Annotated in this window: 17 protein-coding genes and 1 pseudogene; 13 read left to right on the top strand and 5 right to left on the bottom strand. The window is 67.6% G+C overall.

The genetic code is table 11. The annotated features are described in order from the left end of the window. Positions 1-309: 309 nt before the first annotated feature. Positions 310-775: pseudogene (locus AC0IYU_RS18435) on the top strand (SDR family oxidoreductase); the annotation flags it as partial. A gap of 166 nt (positions 776-941) precedes the next feature. Here AC0IYU_RS18435 and AC0IYU_RS18430 read toward each other — a convergent pair. Next, on the bottom strand, positions 942-1,901 hold the full coding sequence (locus AC0IYU_RS18430) for a LysR family transcriptional regulator (RefSeq protein WP_472119830.1): 960 nt from the start codon (positions 1,899-1,901) through the stop codon (positions 942-944). Between the two features lie 212 nt (positions 1,902-2,113). Between AC0IYU_RS18430 and AC0IYU_RS18425 the strand changes: the two genes are divergently transcribed. From AC0IYU_RS18425 to AC0IYU_RS18415, 3 genes are all read left to right on the top strand, one after another. Then, positions 2,114-3,085 (top strand): Bug family tripartite tricarboxylate transporter substrate binding protein, encoded by a 972-nt coding sequence (locus tag AC0IYU_RS18425; protein ID WP_472119827.1) that lies wholly within the window; start codon positions 2,114-2,116, stop codon positions 3,083-3,085. Continuing rightward, positions 3,085-3,948, top strand: coding sequence for an alpha/beta fold hydrolase (locus AC0IYU_RS18420; RefSeq protein WP_472119824.1), 864 nt, complete (start codon positions 3,085-3,087; stop codon positions 3,946-3,948). The genes AC0IYU_RS18425 and AC0IYU_RS18420 overlap by 1 nt, the downstream gene beginning before the upstream one ends. A gap of 339 nt (positions 3,949-4,287) precedes the next feature. Further along, positions 4,288-4,503, top strand: coding sequence for an EAL domain-containing protein (locus tag AC0IYU_RS18415; protein ID WP_472119821.1), 216 nt, complete (start codon positions 4,288-4,290; stop codon positions 4,501-4,503). 63 nt (positions 4,504-4,566) lie between these two features. Here AC0IYU_RS18415 and AC0IYU_RS18410 read toward each other — a convergent pair whose 3' ends face one another. Both AC0IYU_RS18410 and AC0IYU_RS18405 read right to left on the bottom strand, forming a co-directional pair. Next, positions 4,567-7,104 carry a beta-propeller fold lactonase family protein gene (locus AC0IYU_RS18410; RefSeq protein ID WP_472119818.1) on the bottom strand — a complete coding sequence of 846 codons (2,538 nt, stop codon included), beginning with the start codon at positions 7,102-7,104 and terminating at the stop codon, positions 4,567-4,569. 510 nt (positions 7,105-7,614) lie between these two features. After that, on the bottom strand, positions 7,615-7,941 hold the full coding sequence (locus AC0IYU_RS18405) for an LmrA/YxaF family transcription factor (protein ID WP_472119815.1): 327 nt from the start codon (positions 7,939-7,941) through the stop codon (positions 7,615-7,617). Positions 7,942-8,048: 107 nt separating this feature from the next. Here AC0IYU_RS18405 and AC0IYU_RS18400 point away from each other — a divergent pair, with 107 nt between their 5' ends. Beyond that, complete coding sequence (locus AC0IYU_RS18400) at positions 8,049-9,053, top strand: NADP-dependent oxidoreductase (protein ID WP_472119812.1); 1,005 nt, start codon at positions 8,049-8,051, stop codon at positions 9,051-9,053. Positions 9,054-9,071: 18 nt separating this feature from the next. Here the strand turns inward: AC0IYU_RS18400 and AC0IYU_RS18395 are convergent, their stop codons facing one another. After that, entirely contained in the window at positions 9,072-10,073 is a 1,002-nt protein-coding gene (locus tag AC0IYU_RS18395; protein WP_472119809.1) for an AraC-like ligand-binding domain-containing protein, read from the bottom strand. A gap of 203 nt (positions 10,074-10,276) precedes the next feature. Here AC0IYU_RS18395 and AC0IYU_RS18390 point away from each other — a divergent pair, with 203 nt between their 5' ends. The 8 genes from AC0IYU_RS18390 to AC0IYU_RS18355 all read left to right on the top strand — a co-directional run bounded on the left by AC0IYU_RS18390 (position 10,277) and on the right by AC0IYU_RS18355 (position 17,648). Continuing rightward, positions 10,277-11,218 (top strand): helix-turn-helix transcriptional regulator, encoded by a 942-nt coding sequence (locus AC0IYU_RS18390; RefSeq protein ID WP_472119806.1) that lies wholly within the window; start codon positions 10,277-10,279, stop codon positions 11,216-11,218. 149 nt (positions 11,219-11,367) lie between these two features. Beyond that, on the top strand, positions 11,368-13,203 hold the full coding sequence (locus AC0IYU_RS18385; protein ID WP_472119803.1) for a cbb3-type cytochrome c oxidase subunit I: 1,836 nt from the start codon (positions 11,368-11,370) through the stop codon (positions 13,201-13,203). Further along, positions 13,193-13,813 (top strand): cbb3-type cytochrome c oxidase subunit II, encoded by a 621-nt coding sequence (locus AC0IYU_RS18380; protein WP_472119800.1) that lies wholly within the window; start codon positions 13,193-13,195, stop codon positions 13,811-13,813. Before AC0IYU_RS18385 ends, AC0IYU_RS18380 begins: the two co-directional genes overlap by 11 nt. 14 nt (positions 13,814-13,827) lie before the next feature. After that, positions 13,828-14,436: a c-type cytochrome gene (locus tag AC0IYU_RS18375; protein ID WP_472119797.1), complete on the top strand. Its 609-nt coding sequence runs from the start codon at positions 13,828-13,830 to the stop codon at positions 14,434-14,436. Between the two features lie 19 nt (positions 14,437-14,455). Continuing rightward, positions 14,456-15,139 (top strand): SCO family protein, encoded by a 684-nt coding sequence (locus tag AC0IYU_RS18370; RefSeq protein ID WP_472119794.1) that lies wholly within the window; start codon positions 14,456-14,458, stop codon positions 15,137-15,139. Next, a complete protein-coding gene (locus AC0IYU_RS18365; protein WP_472119791.1) occupies positions 15,136-15,762 on the top strand; it encodes a hypothetical protein in 627 nt (208 codons plus the stop codon). The genes AC0IYU_RS18370 and AC0IYU_RS18365 overlap by 4 nt, the downstream gene beginning before the upstream one ends. Continuing rightward, positions 15,759-16,580: an AraC-like ligand-binding domain-containing protein gene (locus AC0IYU_RS18360; protein ID WP_435495541.1), complete on the top strand. Its 822-nt coding sequence runs from the start codon at positions 15,759-15,761 to the stop codon at positions 16,578-16,580. The genes AC0IYU_RS18365 and AC0IYU_RS18360 overlap by 4 nt, the downstream gene beginning before the upstream one ends. Positions 16,581-16,676: 96 nt before the next feature. After that, on the top strand, positions 16,677-17,648 hold the full coding sequence (locus AC0IYU_RS18355) for a helix-turn-helix domain-containing protein (protein ID WP_472119788.1): 972 nt from the start codon (positions 16,677-16,679) through the stop codon (positions 17,646-17,648). Here the strand turns inward: AC0IYU_RS18355 and AC0IYU_RS18350 are convergent. Next, a complete protein-coding gene (locus tag AC0IYU_RS18350) occupies positions 17,555-18,559 on the bottom strand; it encodes a helix-turn-helix domain-containing protein (protein WP_472119785.1) in 1,005 nt (334 codons plus the stop codon). The two genes, AC0IYU_RS18355 and AC0IYU_RS18350, sit on opposite strands and share 94 nt — an antisense overlap. Positions 18,560-18,645: the final 86 nt, after the last annotated feature.

Below are 18,645 nucleotides of genomic sequence, written 5' to 3'. Positions count from 1 at the left end.
GTTAGCACGCCGAGTGCGACGAACAACGCCCTACCAAATGCGAGTTTCCTGGTTTTGGAGGATTGCCGAAGTCTGCGGCTCGGTAAGCTATCACTTGGTCAAGGTGGGATGGCTGCTCGCTTATTGCACACCGGTAACCCATGCGGATAGGACGTGCCGTGCCGGACGATGCTCCAGGCATCAGCGCCTGAATTCTTTCGCTCGCGCATCACTTCCTGGTGAATTCCGACGGACCCGGTGCAGCCATATTCTTTGCGCACTCCAGCAGAAGGCAATGTGCGCAACCTGGCCGCGGCCGAACTCGGCTGCAAGGAGTTTGGCCTGAACCTCTTTCCGGCGGTCAGGCTCGATCGTGCGTTGTTCCCGGCATGGTCGCCCAAGGCAGCGGCGTCGTCATCCACGTCACGTCGAGCCAGAGCTGCCTGCCGCTATCAGAGGCGACCAGGGCCTGCGCTTCAGCCAGGGCGGCGCTCGCCACCTACAGCAAGAGTATCTCCCAGGAGGTCTCTCCGAAAGGGGTGAGCGTGGCTCGTGTCACCCGGCTGGATTGCCAGTCCGATTGCCAATGGTCTCGCGCAGCGCATCGCGAGGAGGCCGGCATGGGCTGCGAGGAAGCGGCGCAGGTCATCATGAAGTCGCTTGGCGGATGCCGCTGGGACGACCGGCCGCCCCGAAAGAAGTGGCCGACCCGATCGCCTTCCCGGCATCAGACCGGGCAGCGTCCATCACCGGCTCAGCGCATGTGATCGACGGCGGCCCGATTCCGACTCCGTGATACGTCGCGCGACAAGAGGGGACTCGCCGTCATGAGCGGCGAGTGATCGACCGTGAGATGCCGCGGTCAGAACGTTCGACTTGGCCGCAAGAGTGCACACGACTGCGTCCCCTGCGTTCCACAAAGCACACGGTGAGCCAAGGAACGTCGGATGGCTTCAACGCTCTCAGGGCTTGGGCCAGTCTTGCATAACATCGCTGGCCGTCTTCTGCATGTAGCTCGTGAAGCTGTCGAGCGCCGGGCCCAGGCCGTGGTGCGGAACAAGAAGTCCGATCGGCAGAAAAGGAAAACGCTGGGTCCACGAGATCTCTGCGAGCAGGCCGGACGCCACACCACTTCGCACGATGCTGGCGGGAACGAAGCTCAGCAGATGCTGTTGCGAGAGCAGGCTCGAGAGCATGGTGGCTGAGTTGGTGACGACACCATGCGTCTTTATCGGCGTTGGGACGTGCGCGAAGAACGTATCGAATGCTTCCCGCGCGGCCATCGATGTCGGCGTCACGAGCCAGGTGGCGGCCACGAGGTCTGACATTGTCACGCGGCGCTTGCGAGCGAGCGGATGGGCATGACCCGCGACGATGGCAAACCGGTCCGGCCAAAGAGAGGTGAAGGACCATCCATCGGGTAGGACAGCAGGTGCACGGCAGAACGCGCAGTCCACGTCACCGTCTGCGACCAGTGACGCTTGTCGGGATGCGTCGGCCTCCTGCAGATGCACAAGCACTCTCGGATGCAACTGGGTGAAATCATGAACCGTCTTGCCCAGGTGACTTTCGATGGCGGCCGAGATGGCAGCCACCCGGACCACCTCGTTGGCGCCTTGCGCCAGCGCAGCAGCTTGCGTGGCAGCGTCATCCATGATTCCGAGCGTTCGGCGGGCGAGTGGCAGCAACTGTGTGCCCGCTGGCGTCAGGGCCATGCCTCGTGCATGTCTCAAGAACAACGTGCATTCGAGCAAACGCTCCAGTTCGGCCAGCGCTTGCGTCGCGGACGGCTGGCTGATGCCCACGGTCTCGGCAGCGCGTTTGACCGTCTGCACCTCGGCCACCGTGACGAAGACGTGCAGGTGGCGCAATCGGGCGCGGCTCAGAAGGCGGTTGCGAAGGGTCGTGGCGGAGGTACGCATGATGGCGACGAGCGAAAGATCGTCCTGGCGATGGTATTGGATTCGCCTATATCGCGGCGGAATATTTGATTAGACGCCTATTCCCGAAGCTTCGACACTGGCTGACGTCGCACCGCACGAAGGATCAGCAGCCTGCCCAGTGGCCTCGCCACGTGAGCCGAGATCTTTCGCCCATCAAATCTTGCCGGCTTTCACCGGCGCCTGGAGACTGCATGAAGCGCCACCTCACTCGCCGATCGCTGCTGATCGCCATCACGGTCGCCACCGCTGCCCCCCTGGCCTGGGCACAGGCTTACCCTGACAAGCCGATCACGCTGGTGGTGCCATATCCCGCCGGCGCCTCGGTGGACCGCATCGGTCGCACCCTTGCGGTCGAACTTGGCAAGCGCCTCCACAGCACCGTTGTGGTTGAGAACGTTGCTGGGGCCTCCGGCACCATTGGCGCCAAGAGGGTTCAGCGGGCGCCGGCCGATGGGTACACGTTGCTTTTGGGATCGGTCAATGACTTGATCGTCGGGCCTGCGGCGCTCAAGTCGGGCTACTCGGTTCGAAACTTCACGCCCATCGCCAAACTGTCGACCAACAGCACGGTATTGGTCGCGCACACCGGGCTCGCTGCCAGCAACGTCGACGAGCTGACTGCCATGGTCGCGCGGGCCAAGGAGCCCTTGCTTCTAGGCGCCACCGGGGTCGCGATGATTCAAACCATAGGCGGAACGCTCGTTGCGGAGGCCGCAGGATTCAAGGTCAGCCCGGTCGTCTACAAGGGAGGCGCTCCGCTGCTCAACGACCTGATGGGCGGCCAGGTTCAAGTTGGCACCATGGCATTGACGGGAGCCTTGCCGATGATCCGGGCCGGCAAGCTCAAGGCTCTCGGCATCATCTCGGCACGGCGAGATCCGACCGCGCCTGAAATTCCGACGGTGAATGAGAGCAAGGCGGTCAAAGGCGCCGAGGCAGATCTCTGGACAGGTTTGTTCGGACCCGCAAACCTCCCTTCTCCGGTGGTCGCGCGGCTGGCGGCAGCAATGAGGGAAGTGCTGGCAGACCCGACGTACGTAGAGGGAGAGTTCAAGGCCGGCAGCATCGCTTCAGAACCCGGCGATCCGAAAGCCTTCCAGCAGTACCTGCAGCGCGAGGAGTCACGCCTGAGCCCCTTGTTGGCAAATCTGAAAGTCGAATGATGAGCGCTCTCGAACAGCGGCCGCTGCAACGCGCCGAGATCGCCGGTGGCATAGACATCCACTATGCCGAGGAGGGCTCGGGACCGACGCTTGTTTTCGTCCACGGCGGGATGGGAGACTGGTCGTCTTGGGCGCCGCAGTGGGCGGCCTTCACACCGCATTTCCGCTGCATCACCTACAGCCGACGCTACAGCAGCCCGAACCGGAACACGATCGACAGCCGGAGCCATTCCGTGATTGCTGAAGCGCAAGACCTGTCAGCTCTCCTCGACCGCTGGCACGCCGCGCCGGCCATCTTGATCGGCACCTCCTACGGCGCATTCACAGCGCTCCAGCTCGCTTTGGCGCATCCAGGCAAGGTCCGCGCCCTCGCGCTGACCGAGCCTCCCGTCCTGCCGTTTGCCGACCGCAGTGAAGGAGGCCGCGATGCGAGGCTGCGCTTCCAGCGAGAGGTGATGGACCCTGCCGCCGAGGCTTTCGCGGCGGGCGAACGTGAATCGGCAGTACGCCTGCTCACCGAGGGCATCAATGGCTCGGGCCCCGGCGAATCCAGCACCCCTGCTGGACGCGAGCGGCGGTTGCGCAATGCCGAGGCGATGCGCGCGCTCTTGATCTCCTCGGAGCCATTTCCCTCACTCGACGATGAGGCGCTGCGGCAATTCGATGCGCCGACACTTCTGCTGTACGGCGAGCGCACGCTGGAAGTGCATCGCGCCACGACCATGGCCTTGTCGCGTTTGATGCCTCAGGCGCAACTGCTGCAAGTACCGGACAGCGGACATGGCGTGCACCGGGACAACCCGGCTGTCTTTAACGCAGTGGTGCTCGACTTTCTGCGGCGCAACGTCCTTGATGGTCGTTGATCGGGTGGCGTCCGGCCCCCCCGGCCAGTGGTGAACCGTCAAGAGGTCATTCGCAGATTGAGCCTGTGCATCGCAGCGATGCGTCCGATGGGGCCGCGGGGTGGATGCCATATGCAGTGATGTTGCCAGCTCGCCAGGGCGTCGGTTCGCTGGACTGAGTTCCGCGGCGTCCAGCCATAGGCCATTGCACACACGCAGGTGAGCCGGACTTTGGATGGAGGACCATGGGGCCGGGCCGGCGGCGGCGGGCGTCCCACCTGGGGGCTCATCTTCACAGGAATTCTCGTCGGCGTCGGCACGGCGCTCGGCGTCGCCTCATGGTTTGCTCGTGCGTACAGAGTGCTCACCATCGATGCGCTGCTGCGCGAGGCGGTTCCCAGAAAGGAGCTGTTCATGCACTACCAGCCGATCGTGGACAACCTTACCGGCGAGACCTTGTCAGCAGAGGCTTTGATGCGCTGGCATTCGGTGGCGTGGCGATTTTGTCCATGGATGCGAGCGTCTGTGTCTTCAACGCACGATCTCTCATGGGCTCTGGTAAGTTGGTTCGCGTGAAACCGGGAGATGCCACCGCTCGGCCTCGGGCCCGGTGTCGGCTGACCGCCACTGCGCCGTCGATCACGGCTTGACCACCGCCAGGTTGAACGGCCGTGCTCCGATGTAGTACGGACTTCCGAGCAAAGGCGTCAGCGCGCCCGTGAGCGGATTGACGCGCGTCAGCGCGAGCGTGATGGTGATGAAGTTGCCAACGTACGCCAAGTCGCCGGTCGCGTCGAAGGTCGTGTACAGGGGACCATCGCCGGTATTTGCTTGGAAGGTGTTGCCTGGCAAGCTGGTGAGCACGCCAGTGCCCGGGTTGATGCCGAACACCAACAGCGGGCCGTTCTCGCCCGCACTTGCATAGGCATAGGTGCCCGCCGGATTGACCGCGATCGCGCGCCACCCGAAGGTCGGGTCGGCGCCGGCGAAGGGGCTGCCGGCCATGGGCGTGAGCGCGCCGGTGCCAGGATCGATGTTGAATCCAGAGATGCTGGCTTCGTCGTTCGCCACGTAGGCGAAGGCACCGCCTGGGTGGACCGTGACAGAACGAGGGCTACCGGTATTCGCGAACGGGCTGCCCGCAAGCGGGGTGAGCGCGCCGGAGGTTTGATCGATGCGGTAGCCGGAGACGTCGCCTCCGTTCTGATTCGCGACATACGCGAAGGTGCCTGCCGGATTCATGGCGACGCGGATCGGAATCGCGCCCGCTGCGAACGGGCTTCCGGTCATGGGCGTGAGCGTGCCGTTGGCCTGATCGATCGCATAGCCCGACACGCTGCCGCCCTGCTGGTTGGCCACATAGGCGAAGGTACCGGCCGGATGGATGGTGATGGTCCCAGGCTGTGCGCCCGCCGCGAAAGGACTGCCGGAAAGCGGCGTGAGCGTGCCGTTCGACATGTTGACGCGATACCCGGAGACATCGTTGGTCGCTTGGTTGGTGGCATACAGGAAGGTGCCGCCCGGCGTGGTGGCGGTCGACACCCAGCGAGGGTCCGAGCCGGCAGCGAAGGGGCCGCCGGAAATCGTCTCGAAGGCGCCGGTGTTGGTGTCGAGGCGGTAGCCCAGCACCCGGTTGTTGCCATAGTCCGGCACGTAGATGAACACGGGCTGCGGCGTCGTCGCGCAGGTGATGTCGACATTGGTGACGTTGGCCATGACATTCGTCCCCGAGCCGCTGCCGACCGTGCAGGTCTGGCCCGCAGGCTGTGCATTCACGGTGACGCTGTAGGCGCTCGACGACGCGACCGGTGTCGCGAAGACGAATGCGCCGTCGGCATTGAGCACGAGCGAATCGGCACCGTTGTTCTGCAGCGTGAGCGTGCCGCTCAAACCACTGACCGTGCCGCCGATGGTGTAGGTATGGGTCGCGCAGAGAATGTTGATGTTGGAAACATCGGCCCCGATATTGAGCTGCAGGCCGTTCGTCACGGTACAGGTCTGGCCGGAGGGCTGGGTGCCGACCGTGACATTGCTGCCGCCGTGCCACGCGACCGGCGCGGCGAAGACGAAGGCGCCATTGGCGTTGACGGTCTTCGCGTCGGTGCCATTGTTCAGCAGCGAGAGCGTGCCGGTCAGTCCGAAGACCGAACCGCCGACCTGGTAGGTCAGCGCGGAGCAGGTGACGGCGATGTTCGAGACGCTGGCAGCGATGCCTGCGCCAGAACCGTCGGACACTGTGCAGGTCTTGCCGTCTGGCTGCCTGCCCACCGTGACCGTATAGGTGCTGGCGACAGGCGTCGGAAACGTGAAGTTGCCATTGGCGACGACCGTGAAGGCGTTGGTGCCGTTGAGCAGCAAGACGATCGAATCGCCCGCCGTCAGTCCGGTGGTCGTGCCGCCGATGTTGTATGCCGTGGTCGAGGTGACGACGGCACCGCTGCCCGGCGTGACGGGGAGCGTCACCCGAACCAGCGGGCCGATCGATGCGGGCGCCTGCAACTGGACGCTCGTCGGCGTGGCGGTCAGCGGATAGGCGTCGAAGAAGCCGTCGATGCCTCGGCCGTCCGCCACGAACGGCGTCGTGCCTGGATCGAAGGTGGAGGTATCGACCCCATGGTCACTCTGCAGCCGTTGCAGCAACGGTGCGATCAGCACCGACGTTCTCGCTTGCTGGTACTGCGCCGACGTGACCTTCGGCAGCAGCGCCAACACCTGCGCATTGCCGACGAGCGCCGCTGCGTCGGTGACGAGGCTGGCGGCCGCGTACGAAATCAGCGTGGTCAACGGATCGATGTTGACCACGCCGCTGATGACCGGGGAACCCTGGGGTGGAACCGCGACCGCAACGAGCGAGGCGCCTGCAGGAGTCGTGTAGTTCTGCAGCGAGACGGCGGCGGACCCCGGGGCGCAGCGCGTGGTGTCCGCGACGTAACTGCCGTCGGCGGCGGTTGTCGCAGAGGCGCAGACCGTGCCTGTCGCATCCTTGACCTGGACGACCTGCCCACCGACGGGCTGCCCATAGGCCACAGTGCCTCCGATTTTGTAGTTGACGGGCGAGTTCGGCGCGGCAGGAAGGGCGGGCGCGCCAGCAGCCCCGTCGCTGCTGCCGCCGCAGGCAGCGATGGTCAGCGTGAGCAGGGCGCAGGCCACGAGGCTAAGGATTTTGCGGGGTTGCATGGGTGTTGGTCAGCAGCATGGAGGGCACCCACGGGCCTGCGCCATCATGTTGGTTTTGTGTCTCAAAGTGTAACGTAGAGATGCGTGATTCATCGCGCTCAGGCTGAGCGCTGTCGCGGCGCGGATGCAAACGCAACACTGCACAGGCGAAATCGATGGTGCTATCCGTGGCTCTTGCAGTCTCCGGGCTGCAGACGTGACGCAGGGGAGATTTCCGAGCAATGCCGCAACATTGTGATCGCCGAAGGCCACGAACTGATCTGCAAATAGTCCGTTTCCGCCCAGCGACGGCACGACGCTCGGGCGACTGCGTGCCTTGCCCCGCAAAGATTGCTGCCGTTTCAGCTTCCTTGCCGTCGCTCCAGGCAATCAGCAGGATCGCGCGAGTGCCCTTGGCCGACCAGCGTCCCACGACCGGTATCTGACGGCAAGGCTGAACCCGACAGTCGTCCTGCATGGCATAGCTTCCACTTCGGCGTTCGCTGCCAGATCGGGAGCACTGAGCCCGGATCACCCCGCGGGCGCTGCCCACCCTCGGAGACTGATATCCGCCAACGCCTCAAAAACAGCCGGCGAACGTTCCAAGCGAGCGACAGTGCGCGCGCCTTCGACGGCGGCCACCAGCGCCGCTGCGGCGGAGGCCGCGCGCGCGGCGCTGTAACCGCAGCCCCTGAAGTGCCCCGCAACCAGTTCCGTTGAATCTTGGAATCCGCGCGCAGTGATCGGAGAGCATTGGCCGCACCATGTAGCGGGACAGCTTCGGTTGCCACGTATCTCATCCGCGAAGATTCGATGCGCCGACTCCAGATAACTGTCGTTTCGCAACTGCTCTCGCACTTCGCAGCCTGTTTCTCTGTGGCGCGGTTGAAGCGAATCACGGCAGTTTCGTGAAAGAAAAAGTCTGCGTGCCGTCCGACGATCGGTGCTCCATTTGAGGAGCGATCATGGATTCTCTCGCTGACAGCAAGGCATTGCCACGGACCACGCGCCCAGGCACGTGCCCCACGATGCTTGCCTTCGGTATCACGCGCTTCGGCCTTCCCTCGGTGCTGGGCCCGCGCGTGATCGAACGGCCCGTACCCGGTCCCGGTCAATTGCTGGTCCGGGTGGCGGCCGCGGGTGTGGGCCCTTGGGACGCCTGGCTGCGCGCTGGCCAGTCGACGCGTTTGAGCGCCCGGGACCTGCCGGCGACGCTCGGCTCCGAGGTCAGCGGCGTGGTGGAAGCACTCGGCCCTGGCGTCGATTCGCTGTCGGTGGGCGACGCGGTGTACGGCTGCCCGAACGCCTCTTTCACGGACGGCTACGCCGAGTACGCGGTGGTGCAGCGTGACATGGTCGCGCGCATGCCCGCCCGCCTGACATTCGTGCAGGCCGCATCGATGCCCGTGGTCGCATGCACGGCCTGGGCGATGCTGTTCGAGCATGCCGACGTGCGAGCCGGGGAGCGGCTTCTGGTGCTGGGCGCCGCCGGCAGCGTGGGCGCATTCGCCGTGCAGCTCGCGCGTGTTGAAGGCGCCCGCGTGGTCGCCACCGGTTCGCCGTCGGAGGCGGTCCGGCTGCAGTCGCTCGGCGCGCACGAAGTGATCGATGCCCGTTCGACGCAGGACGACGGACTGGGCGGGCCGTACGACGCGGTGATCGACTTGGTTGGCGGCGCGCTGCAGGCGCGTGCAATGCACGCACTCGCGCCCGGCGGTGTGCTGGTGTCCGCGGTTACACCTCCCGACGCGGTGTTGGCCGGCACACTGGGCGTGCGCGGCGTGTTCTTCATCGTGAGCGTGGGCTCGGGCTGCCTGGAACGTCTGGCCGCCATGGTGGATGCCGGGCATCTGGTGACCCATGTCGGCACCGAACTGCCGCTGGGCGAGGCGAGGCGGGCCCATGAGATGCTGGAAGATGCCGCCGGGGCGCGTCCCGGGAAGATCGTCCTGACGGTGAGTGGCGCCTGAGTGCGGCTGCCCGGGCGTTCAAGCCGTGCCCGGGCCCTCTTCGTGCTCCGCAGCGGCCCCTGCCGCCGCACGCAACTGCCGGGGCGTGCGACCTGTGCGCATTCGGATCACCCGTGCGAAGTGCGACGGGCTCGTGAAGCCGGCCCTGTGGCCGATTTCAGCGGTCAGCACGCGTCGAAACAGCGGCGAGGTCAGCATGCGCACCGCGACGCCCGAGCGGGCCTCGATCAGCTGGCCGCCAAAGGTCTGGTTCGCTGCGGCGAGCGTGCGGTGCAGCGTGCGAATCGACACCTGCGCCGACGCTGCCACGTCCGCCGCCGTGAGGTGCAGCTCGGTGCAGCGCTGCGCGATGCAGTCCTGGATGCGCTCGCGCAACGCGCGCGTGGCGACGGTGCGGGCCTTGAAGGCGGTGCGCATGTTTGCGGCGGTCAAGGCCAGCAGTGCGCCGACCTGGTCCGCGATGACGCTCAGCGGCAGCGGCGGGGCGGCCGCGAGTTCGGGCGACAGTTCGCTCAGGTATGACGACAGCGTGAGTCCCCACAGCGAGGCGCCGGGAATGCGGCGGGCGGCGAGCACGTGCGGATCGGGCACCCACTGGCGCAGCCAGGACGCCGACACCGACACGTTGACCGCGGTGAATGCGGTGCGCACGTCGGTGCGGGTCGGAAACTCCGAATCCATGACGAGCACGTCGCGCGGCGCCATGCGCAGCGCGCCACGATGCTCTGCCGTCCACGCTGAGGTGAGCGACACGAGAAGGTTGAACCTGTGCTCGCCGCTGAGCGCGAGCTCGGCGCGTCCCCGCATGGAGCCGTGGGCGCCGCCCGTGGCCTTGGTCACACCGATGTCGCCCAGGTTCGCGAAGCTCAGGTCCGCATGAAAACTGCGCGGATCTGCCTTGCACACGCGCAGCGGGTTGACAGCCTCGCTGAGCGCGGCGGCGAAGTAGTCCAGCCGTTGGGAGGCCGGCACTGCGGCGGTGGACCAGCGCTGAATCACTTCACTGTCGACGGTCGGCACTCAAGACCTCCAGGGGGAACGCGGCCGGCGGCATGGCCGGGGGCGCTTCACAAGTATGGCCACAGGCGGCTCCCCCCGCAAGGCGGGTTACGCCGCGCTGGCGCACACAGGCTGGACAGGTCGGGCTTTTGGCACGCACAGACCATTGGCGGGCAGGGCGGCCCCTAGACTTTGCGCACGCCGCAACAGACGGGAGCGCGCCCATGAACGACGAACCCTCCATCCAGCACTTCTCCACGCGGAGCCTGCCCGCCGGCATGCGCTTCGATGGCTGGATGAGCGTCATGAAGGACTCGCTGTGGCAAGTGACCGACTGGCGCCAGGTGCCGGTCGACTTCAACGTCGAGCTGCGCGCCGCGCGCCTCGGCGGCCTGATGACCATGGTGGAAGACATGACCGCGCACCATTCGCTGCGCACCCGGGCGGACGTGGAGCGCAGCGCCGAGCGCAGCTACCACCTGTTCGTGAGCCTGCGCCAGCCCTGGGCCTTCACGCACATGGGGCGCCACGAGCGTCTGGAGCGAGGCGACGTGGTCATGATGGGCGAAGGCACGCACGAGACGCATGTCCCCACGGGGTTCCACGGCGTGATCGTCAAGTGCCCCGAGGCGTGGGTTCAGACCTGGCTGCCGGACCCCCTGGCGATCGCGGGACGCACCATCCGGCATGACTCGCGCTGGGGCCGCGTGCTGTCGCCGATGCTCAGCCAGTTCACGCCCGAGTTCGTGGCCGCGTCGCCACTGCCGCATGCAGTGCTCGTCGACCAGCTCGGCGCCATGCTGGCCCTGGTGGCCGGCGACGCCGATGCGCGCTCGGCACCCGCGCTGCTGGCGAAGGCGCTCGAAGGCATCCGCGCGCGCTGCGCGGACGTGGGCCTGACCGCCGCGGACGTGGCCGCTGCGCTGGATGTCCCGGTGCAACTGATGCACAACGCAATGGCCGCAGGCAAGACCACCTTCGCGGCCGCGTTGCTGCAGGCCCGCGTCGAGCGGGCCGTGCCCCTGCTCAGGGCGTCCGCGCCCGGCGTGCACACACTGGCAGAGATTGCACACCAGGCGGGTTTTGCGAGCACATCGCATTTTTCTCGCGTGGTGCGCGAACGCACGGGACAGCCTCCCCAGGCCTGGCGAGCCGACCGCGCTTGAGTGGGCCACTCGCCCGGCATGCACAGGCCAGTCGCGTCAAGAACCTGCAAGGCGGCGCGCGCGCATCGGCCTAGTCTTGGCCGGATGCTGCTGTCCCTCTCTCCATGGCCACTGCCGCTGCCCAGCGCTGCGCTTGGCGGAGCCCGTTGATGGACAGCACCGTGCTCAGCCTGCTTGCGGCCTTCGTGCTGTCGCTCATCGGCCTGTTTGGCTTCATCTGGTCGCTGCGCAAGGGACTGCTGGTGGAGAACCCGCGCGGCGCCTCGGTCATCTTCGTGCGCGGCGAGGTGGGCGATGTCGACGACCCCGCGCTCGTGAGCCGCGCGCGCCGCGTGCTGCAGGGGAAGGCGGACCGCGTCGGCGGCGCGCGTGCGGCGGTGCCTGCGCTGCAGGGGGGCGCGCGGGGAACGCCGACACCGTTGAGGGTCGACAGGGTTGACAGAGCGGAACTGGTGCAGCAGGTGCAGCGGGTGCAGGAGGCGCACGAGGCGCAGGATGCGGGACCGGCGACGGCGGGGACCGCTGCGGACGTGGTCGATGCCGCCGCGCTGGCCGACCGGCTGGCCGCCGACCGTTCCTCGGCCTTTCCGGTGTTCATGTTCATCGCCTTCGCCTGCATGTGGCTGCTGGTCGGCTCGGCCGCGGGGCTGGTGTCCTCGATCAAGCTGCACGAGCCCGACTGGCTGGTCGCACAAGCGTGGACCACCTTCGGCCGGCTGCGCACGGTGCACCTGAACGCCGTCCTCTACGGCTGGATCACCAACGCCGCGCTCGGCACCATCCTGTGGGTGCTGCCGCGGCTGCTGCGCACCCCGCTGGCGGGTGGCATCTGGGCCATGATCGGAGGGGCGCTCATCAACACCGGCATCGCAGGCGGCATCGGCGCCATCGCCGCAGGCTGGAGCGACGGCATGGAGTACCTGGAGATCCCCTGGCCCATCGCCAGCTTCGTGTTCGCGGGCTTCGTGCTGGTGGTCCTGCCCGCGCTGTTCACCCTGGCCAACCGCCGGGTGGAACACCTCTATGTGAGCGTGTGGTACATGGTGGCTGCCCTGCTGTGGATCTCGCTGCTGTTCCTGGTGGCCAAGCTGCCGGGCGTGCACACCGGCGTGCAGCAGGCCACCACCAACTGGTGGTATGGCCACAATGTGCTCGGGCTGTGGTTCACGCCGGCGAGCGTGGGCGCCATCTACTACTTCCTGCCCAAGACCATCGGGCGGCCCGTGCGCTCCTACAACCTCTCGTTGCTGGGCTTCTGGACGCTGGCGTTCTTCTACGGGCAGGTGGGCGGACATCACCTCATCGGCGGGCCGGTGCCGAGCTGGCTCGTGACGCTGTCGATCGTGCAGAGCGTCATGATGATCATCCCCGTCGTGGCCTTCGGGATCAACATGGCCTCGACCCTGCAAGGCCGCTGGCACCTGGCGCGCTACTCGCCCACGCTGCGCTTCATGGTGTTCGGCGGCTTCATGTACCTGGCATCGTCCCTGCAAGGCTCGCTCGAGGCGCTGCGCGGCGTGAACGCGGTAACGCACTTCACCCACTACACCGTGGCGCACGCGCATCTCGGGGCGTACGGGTTCGTGTCGATGGTGATGTTCGGCGCGGTGTACTTCATGATGCCCCGCGTGCTGCACTGGGAGTGGCCCTACCCGCGGTTGATCGGCGTGCACTTCTGGCTGTCGGCGCTGGGCGTGTGCATCTACTTCGGCGGGCTCACGGTCGGCGGGTGGCTGCAGGGCGAGGCGATGCTCGATGCGGCGCGCCCGTTCATGGCATCGGTGCGGCTCACGTTGCCCTACCTGCAGACACGCTCCGCCGGGGGCTCGCTGATGCTGCTGGGACACTTGGCGTTCGTCGGACACTTTCTGGCGATGGTGCTGCGCTTCGGGCCGGCGCGCACCGGCGCGGCGCTGTTCTGGCAGCAGGCCCAGCAGGGCAGGCCGGCCCGCGAGGCGCCGGCGGGCGTTGTCCATGGACAGTGACATCCGCCTGGCCGCCGGCGCCATGGTGGCGCTGGGCTGTGCGACCGCCGCGCTGGTGGTCATGCCCTACATGGAAGTGAAGGACATTCCTCCTGCGCCCGGCCTCAAGCCGTACAGCGCGGCACAGCTGCGCGGGCGAGAGGTCTACATCGCCAACGGCTGCGTCTATTGCCATACCCAGCAGCCGCGCGATCGGCGCGTGGGGCCCGATGCTGCGCGCGGCTGGGGGCGGCCCTCGGTGCCTGGCGACTACGTGTACGACAAGCCGCACCTGCTGGGCAGCATGCGCACCGGGCCCGACCTGTTCAACATCGGCGTGAGGCAGCCGGGCAAGGACTGGCACCTGGGCCACCTTTACCAGCCGCGCGCCTTCGTGGCGGGCTCGATCATGCCGTCCTTCCCCTACCTGTTCACGGTGAAGGAGACGCCCGACCCCGACGAGCAGCCCGTGGCGTTGCCGCCTGGCTGGGGGCCAGGGCCGGGCCGCGTGGTCGTGCCGACGCCCGAGGCCATCGACCTGGTGAAGTACCTGCAGGCGCTCAGGCACGACGATCCCATCCTGCCGGCCCAGGCGGCGCCACCTGCCGCCGCACCGCCCGCGAAACCCTGATCCGCCAAGCCACCATGCCCATGCCTTCAGCGCCGCGCGACCATGCCCAGCAACGCGAGAGCGCCGACCCGGTCGAGCGCACGCGGCCTGCGCCGCTGGCCGTGGCAGCGGTCACCCTGCTGGTTGTGCTGGCGGGCGCCGCCGAGATCCTCTTTTCGGAGCCCACCGGCCCGGCGTTCTACGGCGACGGGCGCACCGTGGCCGACCTTCGTGGCACGCGGGAGGTCCAGGGCCCCGGTGCGAAGCCCGACGGTGCGCAGCTCTTCGCCACGCAGTGCGCGGCCTGTCACCAGCCAAGCGGGCAAGGGCTGCCCGGCGTGTTCCCGCCCCTCGACGGCTCCGAGTGGGTCGCGGCACCAGGGCGCGTCATCGCCAACATCCTGCTGCACGGCGTGACGGGCTCACTCACGGTCAAAGGCCAGGGCTTTTCGGGGGCGATGCCCTCGTTCGCCCGGCTGAACGACGCGGAACTGGCGGCTGTCGCTAGCCATGTACGCGGCGCGTGGTCGAACAAGGCAGCGCCGGTGGAGGCCGACCTGTTCGAGAGCGAACGCAAGGCAGGCGCCGCGCGCTCCGCGCCGTTCGCGGGCGAGGCCGAGCTTGACGCCCTTCGGCGCCCCTGAGACGCGCGGCAACGCACCGATGGCAGTGGCCGCTCCTGACGCATCGCTCGCACGCACGCTGGTCGCCATCCTGGTGATCGCGGGGTTGGCGGCAGCTGCAGCGCACGGGCTCACGCTCGGCTTTGCAGTCTGGACCGCCGAGGGCGCGCGCCGGCTCACATGGACGCAGCAGCCAGCAGCGGTGCCCGAGGTCGTCGTCGAAGGCCCCGGCGTGCCGGCACAGCCGTTGTCCGTGGTGCTGGGGCAGGGCGGCGGCCCTGTCCTGGTCGATTTCATCTACACCCGGTGCGAGACGGTTTGCTCCGCAGCAGGCGGCGTGTTTCAGCAGGCCCAGGCCGCCACGGCGCCGAGCCCGCACGTTCAGCTGTTGTCGATCAGCTTCGACCCGGTGCACGACGACATGGCCGCCTTGGGGGCCTACGCGGCGCGACTCGGTGCCGATCCGGCCGTGTGGCGCTTCGTGCGCGTGAGCGATCCGGCGCGTTTGCCGAAGCTGCTCGAGCGCTTCGGCGTCACCGTGGTCGATGACGGCCGCGGCGGCTTCGCGCACAACGCAGCCCTCCTGGTGGTCGACCGGCGGGCGCGGCTGGTGCGCGCGTTCGATTTCGACGACCTCTCAGGCGCGCTGCGTTTCGCGGCGTCGTTGCCGGCCGCGCCCCTGATCCTGCCGCCGCCCGCCCCGTCGGCCGGAGGGGCGCCATGACGCGCGGTGTGACACTGTGCCTGGCGCTGTCGCTCACCATGCTCGGCGCGCTGGCCTGCCCGCCGCTGCGCGCCGGGCTCGAGGCGGGCATGCGTACGCACATGCTGGTGCAGTTTCCGCTCGTCCTTGCCGCAGGTGCGCTCATGGCGCCGGCCATGCCGGCGTCGGCTGCCCGGGCGCTTGCGAAGTGCAACGCGCTCGGCCTGTCGGGCCTCACGCTGCTGGCCTGCGTGCTCGCGATGGCGATGATTCCGCGCCTGCTCGACCTGGCGCTTGTCGATGGGCGCATCGAAGCGCTGAAGTTCGCCGCGCTCGCGGCAGCCGGCGCAGCGGCACGCGCGTCCTGGCGCGCCGCCGGCCCCGTGGTGCAGGCCTTCTTCGTTGGCAGCGTGCTGCCGATGACGGTCGCGGCAGGTTCGCTCTTCATCGAGGCGCCCGTGCGACTTTGCAACGCCTACCTGCTCGGTGAACAGCAGCGCCTAGGGGCCGAGATCGTCGCGTTGGCCACCGCGTGCGGCGTGGTGTGGCTCGCGCATGCGCTGTACCGGTCCGGCGCGAACGATTCCGAGGCGGACGCCGACGTTCCCGCGTGGCACGCCGGGCCCGGCAGGCGTTCACGGTGAGCGACCCGCGCGCTCCTGCGGGTGTGCAGCGCTGGTCTACCGACGATGTGGAGGCGCCGCGCCGCCTGGCTTACTACGCGGCCGCCACCTCCGCCGCGATGGTGCCGCTGTCCGTCACCTGCGCCTCCCGGGTGCTCGATGCCTGCGTCGAACGCGCGGCGCTGGGTCCGCTGGACATCCTGCGCCTCAAGGGCTCCGCGCACGGCGTGGTGCATGGCGCGTGGCACGTGGCGCGCGCCGACGTGCAGCGCTACTACCTGATGCTCAACATTGCCAGCGGATGGGCCGTGGCGCACGGCGGGCATGTGCTGCTGGCGCCGGGCGAAGCCATCTTCATCGATTCGGCACGGCCGTACCGACTGCAGCTGAACGCCTACGAGATCGTCACGGTCGACATGCCGCCGGCGTGGGTCCACCAGTGGCTGCGCCGCCCGGAGTGGCTCGCGGGACGACGACTTCCGAACACTTCGTTCGCCGGGCATGCGCTGTCGACGATGCTCGCGCAGCTCACGCCCGCGTTCGCCGTGGATGCGCCGTTGCCGGGCGATTTCCTGGCCGAGCAGATCGGCGCTTTGTTGTCAGCCCTCGAGGCCGAGATGACGGGTCGCACGCCACTGGCGCGCAACGCCCCCTGCGCGCCGAGCGACACGGCCGCCGGTGCGCAGCGTGCACGCATCGCGGCCCGGATGCTGCAAAGTCGCATGTTCCGTGAGATCTCCCTGGAAGACATCGCCTCCCGCGCGGGATTCGACAGCGTGGCCGACATGAAGCTGTCACTGCTGCAGCACGGCAAACCTCCGGACAGATTTCCGTTCTGACCCCGTGCGGTTTGGCAGGCAGGGAAGAGTCTTCTCGCGTGGCATGGCACTCCCAGGCCATTTTCGGCGCCTGCGCGCTCAACAATGCACGGCACCATGAACCTGCTGCAACACGGCGAGAAGAAGTTCCAGTCGGCCGGCGTGCTCGCCTCGTCCCAGGGGCTCGGCTGGAAGGGCGTCGCCGCGGAGCTTCGCGCGCACCCGGCGTGCGAGCTGCCCGCGTTTCGCTCCGAACACCTGGAACTGACCGTCGCCCTCCAGGGCAACGCCGAGGCCGTGGTGATCCGCCGCGGCGGCGGTGCCCGCCAGCAGACGCGCGTTGCCACCGGGACGGCATGGATCTGCCCCGCCGATGTGGACGAGGACGACATCGCCATCACCGGCGCTTTGCCTCAGATCCTGCACATCTACCTGCCAGGAGCCCCGACGCTGGAACGGGCCACGGAGGGCGCTGTGCACGGCAGCCCGGTCATTCGCTACCTTGCGGGCCTGCGCGACGAGTTGATCAACCAGTTGTGCATGGCGGTGCTGCGAGAGGCGATGTACCCGAGCGCGGGTGGTGGGGTGTTCGTGGAATCCATGGGCCTCGCTCTGATGTCGCGGCTCGTCCATGCATACGCCGACTGTGGGTCGCCCACCCGGCCGTTCGACGCCGCGCGCACCCGGCCACTGATGGCCGCGCAGCGGCTGGAGCGCGTCATCGAATTCATGAGGGCCAACCTCGAGAACGACATCTCGCTGGAGGCCATCGCGAATGTCGCCTGCTTGAGCCCGTTTCATTTCTCGCGCGTGTTCTGCAAGATGACCGGCATGGCGCCTCATCAGTACCTGGCAAGCCTGCGGATGGCGCACGCCCGGGAGCTGCTCGCGAGCTCGCAGCTGCCGCTCGTCGACATCGCTGCCGCGATCCAGTTTTCCAGCCAGGCCAATTTCAGCCGCGCGTTTCGCCGTGCCGTGGGCATGACGCCGCTGGACTACCGCATCCGGGCGCGGGGAAGCTCGCGCTCATGCTCGGGCGGACCCTTGCGCGACCACGACTGGCGGAAGGCGGAGGGCGTCACGCCGTAGCACGCGTGGAACACACGCGCGAAGTGCGAAGGCGTCGCAAAGCCCGCTCGACGGGCGATTTCCGAGACGGTCACATTCATGAAGATGCGTGACTCCAGCATCCGGTAGGCAATGCGCAGCCGCGCTTCGATGAGCAGGGGACCGAAGGCTTCCTTGGTAACGGCCAGCACGCGATGCAGCGTCCTGACGGACAGGTTCAGCGACGCCGCCACGTCCTTGGCCGTGAGCGCCGGATCGGTGCACCGCTGTGCGAGCACGTCCACGATGCGCTGGCGTTGCGGGGTCATGCTTCGACGTGAGTCCGCGCTTGGGTCTGTCTCCTCCGCAGCCAGTGCAAGCATCGCGCCCAGATGGTCGCTGAGCAGTCGCGCGGGAAGCGGCGCGTCGAGCAGAAGTTCCGGCGTCAGCACCTTGGCAAACGAAGCGAGGGAATGGCCCCAAGGCGTCGCCGCGGTGATCTTGCGGCCAACCAGCGCGGCCGGCCGCGGCACCCATTGCGCCAGCCAGCTGGCTTCCATCATGAGATGCACCATCTCGTAGGGCACCTCGGTGGCGGAGGTCTGGGCTTGCTGTGAGTCGAGCAACACCGCCTCGCCGGGTGCGAGCGCGACGGCGCCCTGGTGGTGCAGCGTCCAAGGCGTGCCGCAGGTCAGCAGCAGGTGGTACTTGTGCGCGCCGCTGCGCGCGATCTCCCGGTTGCCGCGATAGACCTCGTGCGGGCTTCCGTGGATGCGCAACACCGAAAGTCCGTCGAGGCTGGCCATCTTCATGCGCGAGAAGAACTCGCCCGTGGCCGGCATGCGGATGCCCACCGGGATCATCGACCGGGCGACGGTCTCTTCGTAGTAGTCGACGCGCTGTGTCGTGTCCACATCGTCCGTCGACCAGCAAATCAATTCCGGCGCACCCACATAGCCTCCACGGTGTGTATGGGCTCTGGATTCTGCGCGGTCGAACGCCGCGCGGCTGGTCCCTGCGTGCCAAAAAAGGCATAGGT

Source organism: Variovorax sp. AC103 (assembly GCF_979254005.1).
The sequence above is the reverse complement of the archived record's forward strand: the minus strand, read 5'-3'. Positions and strand labels throughout refer to the sequence as shown.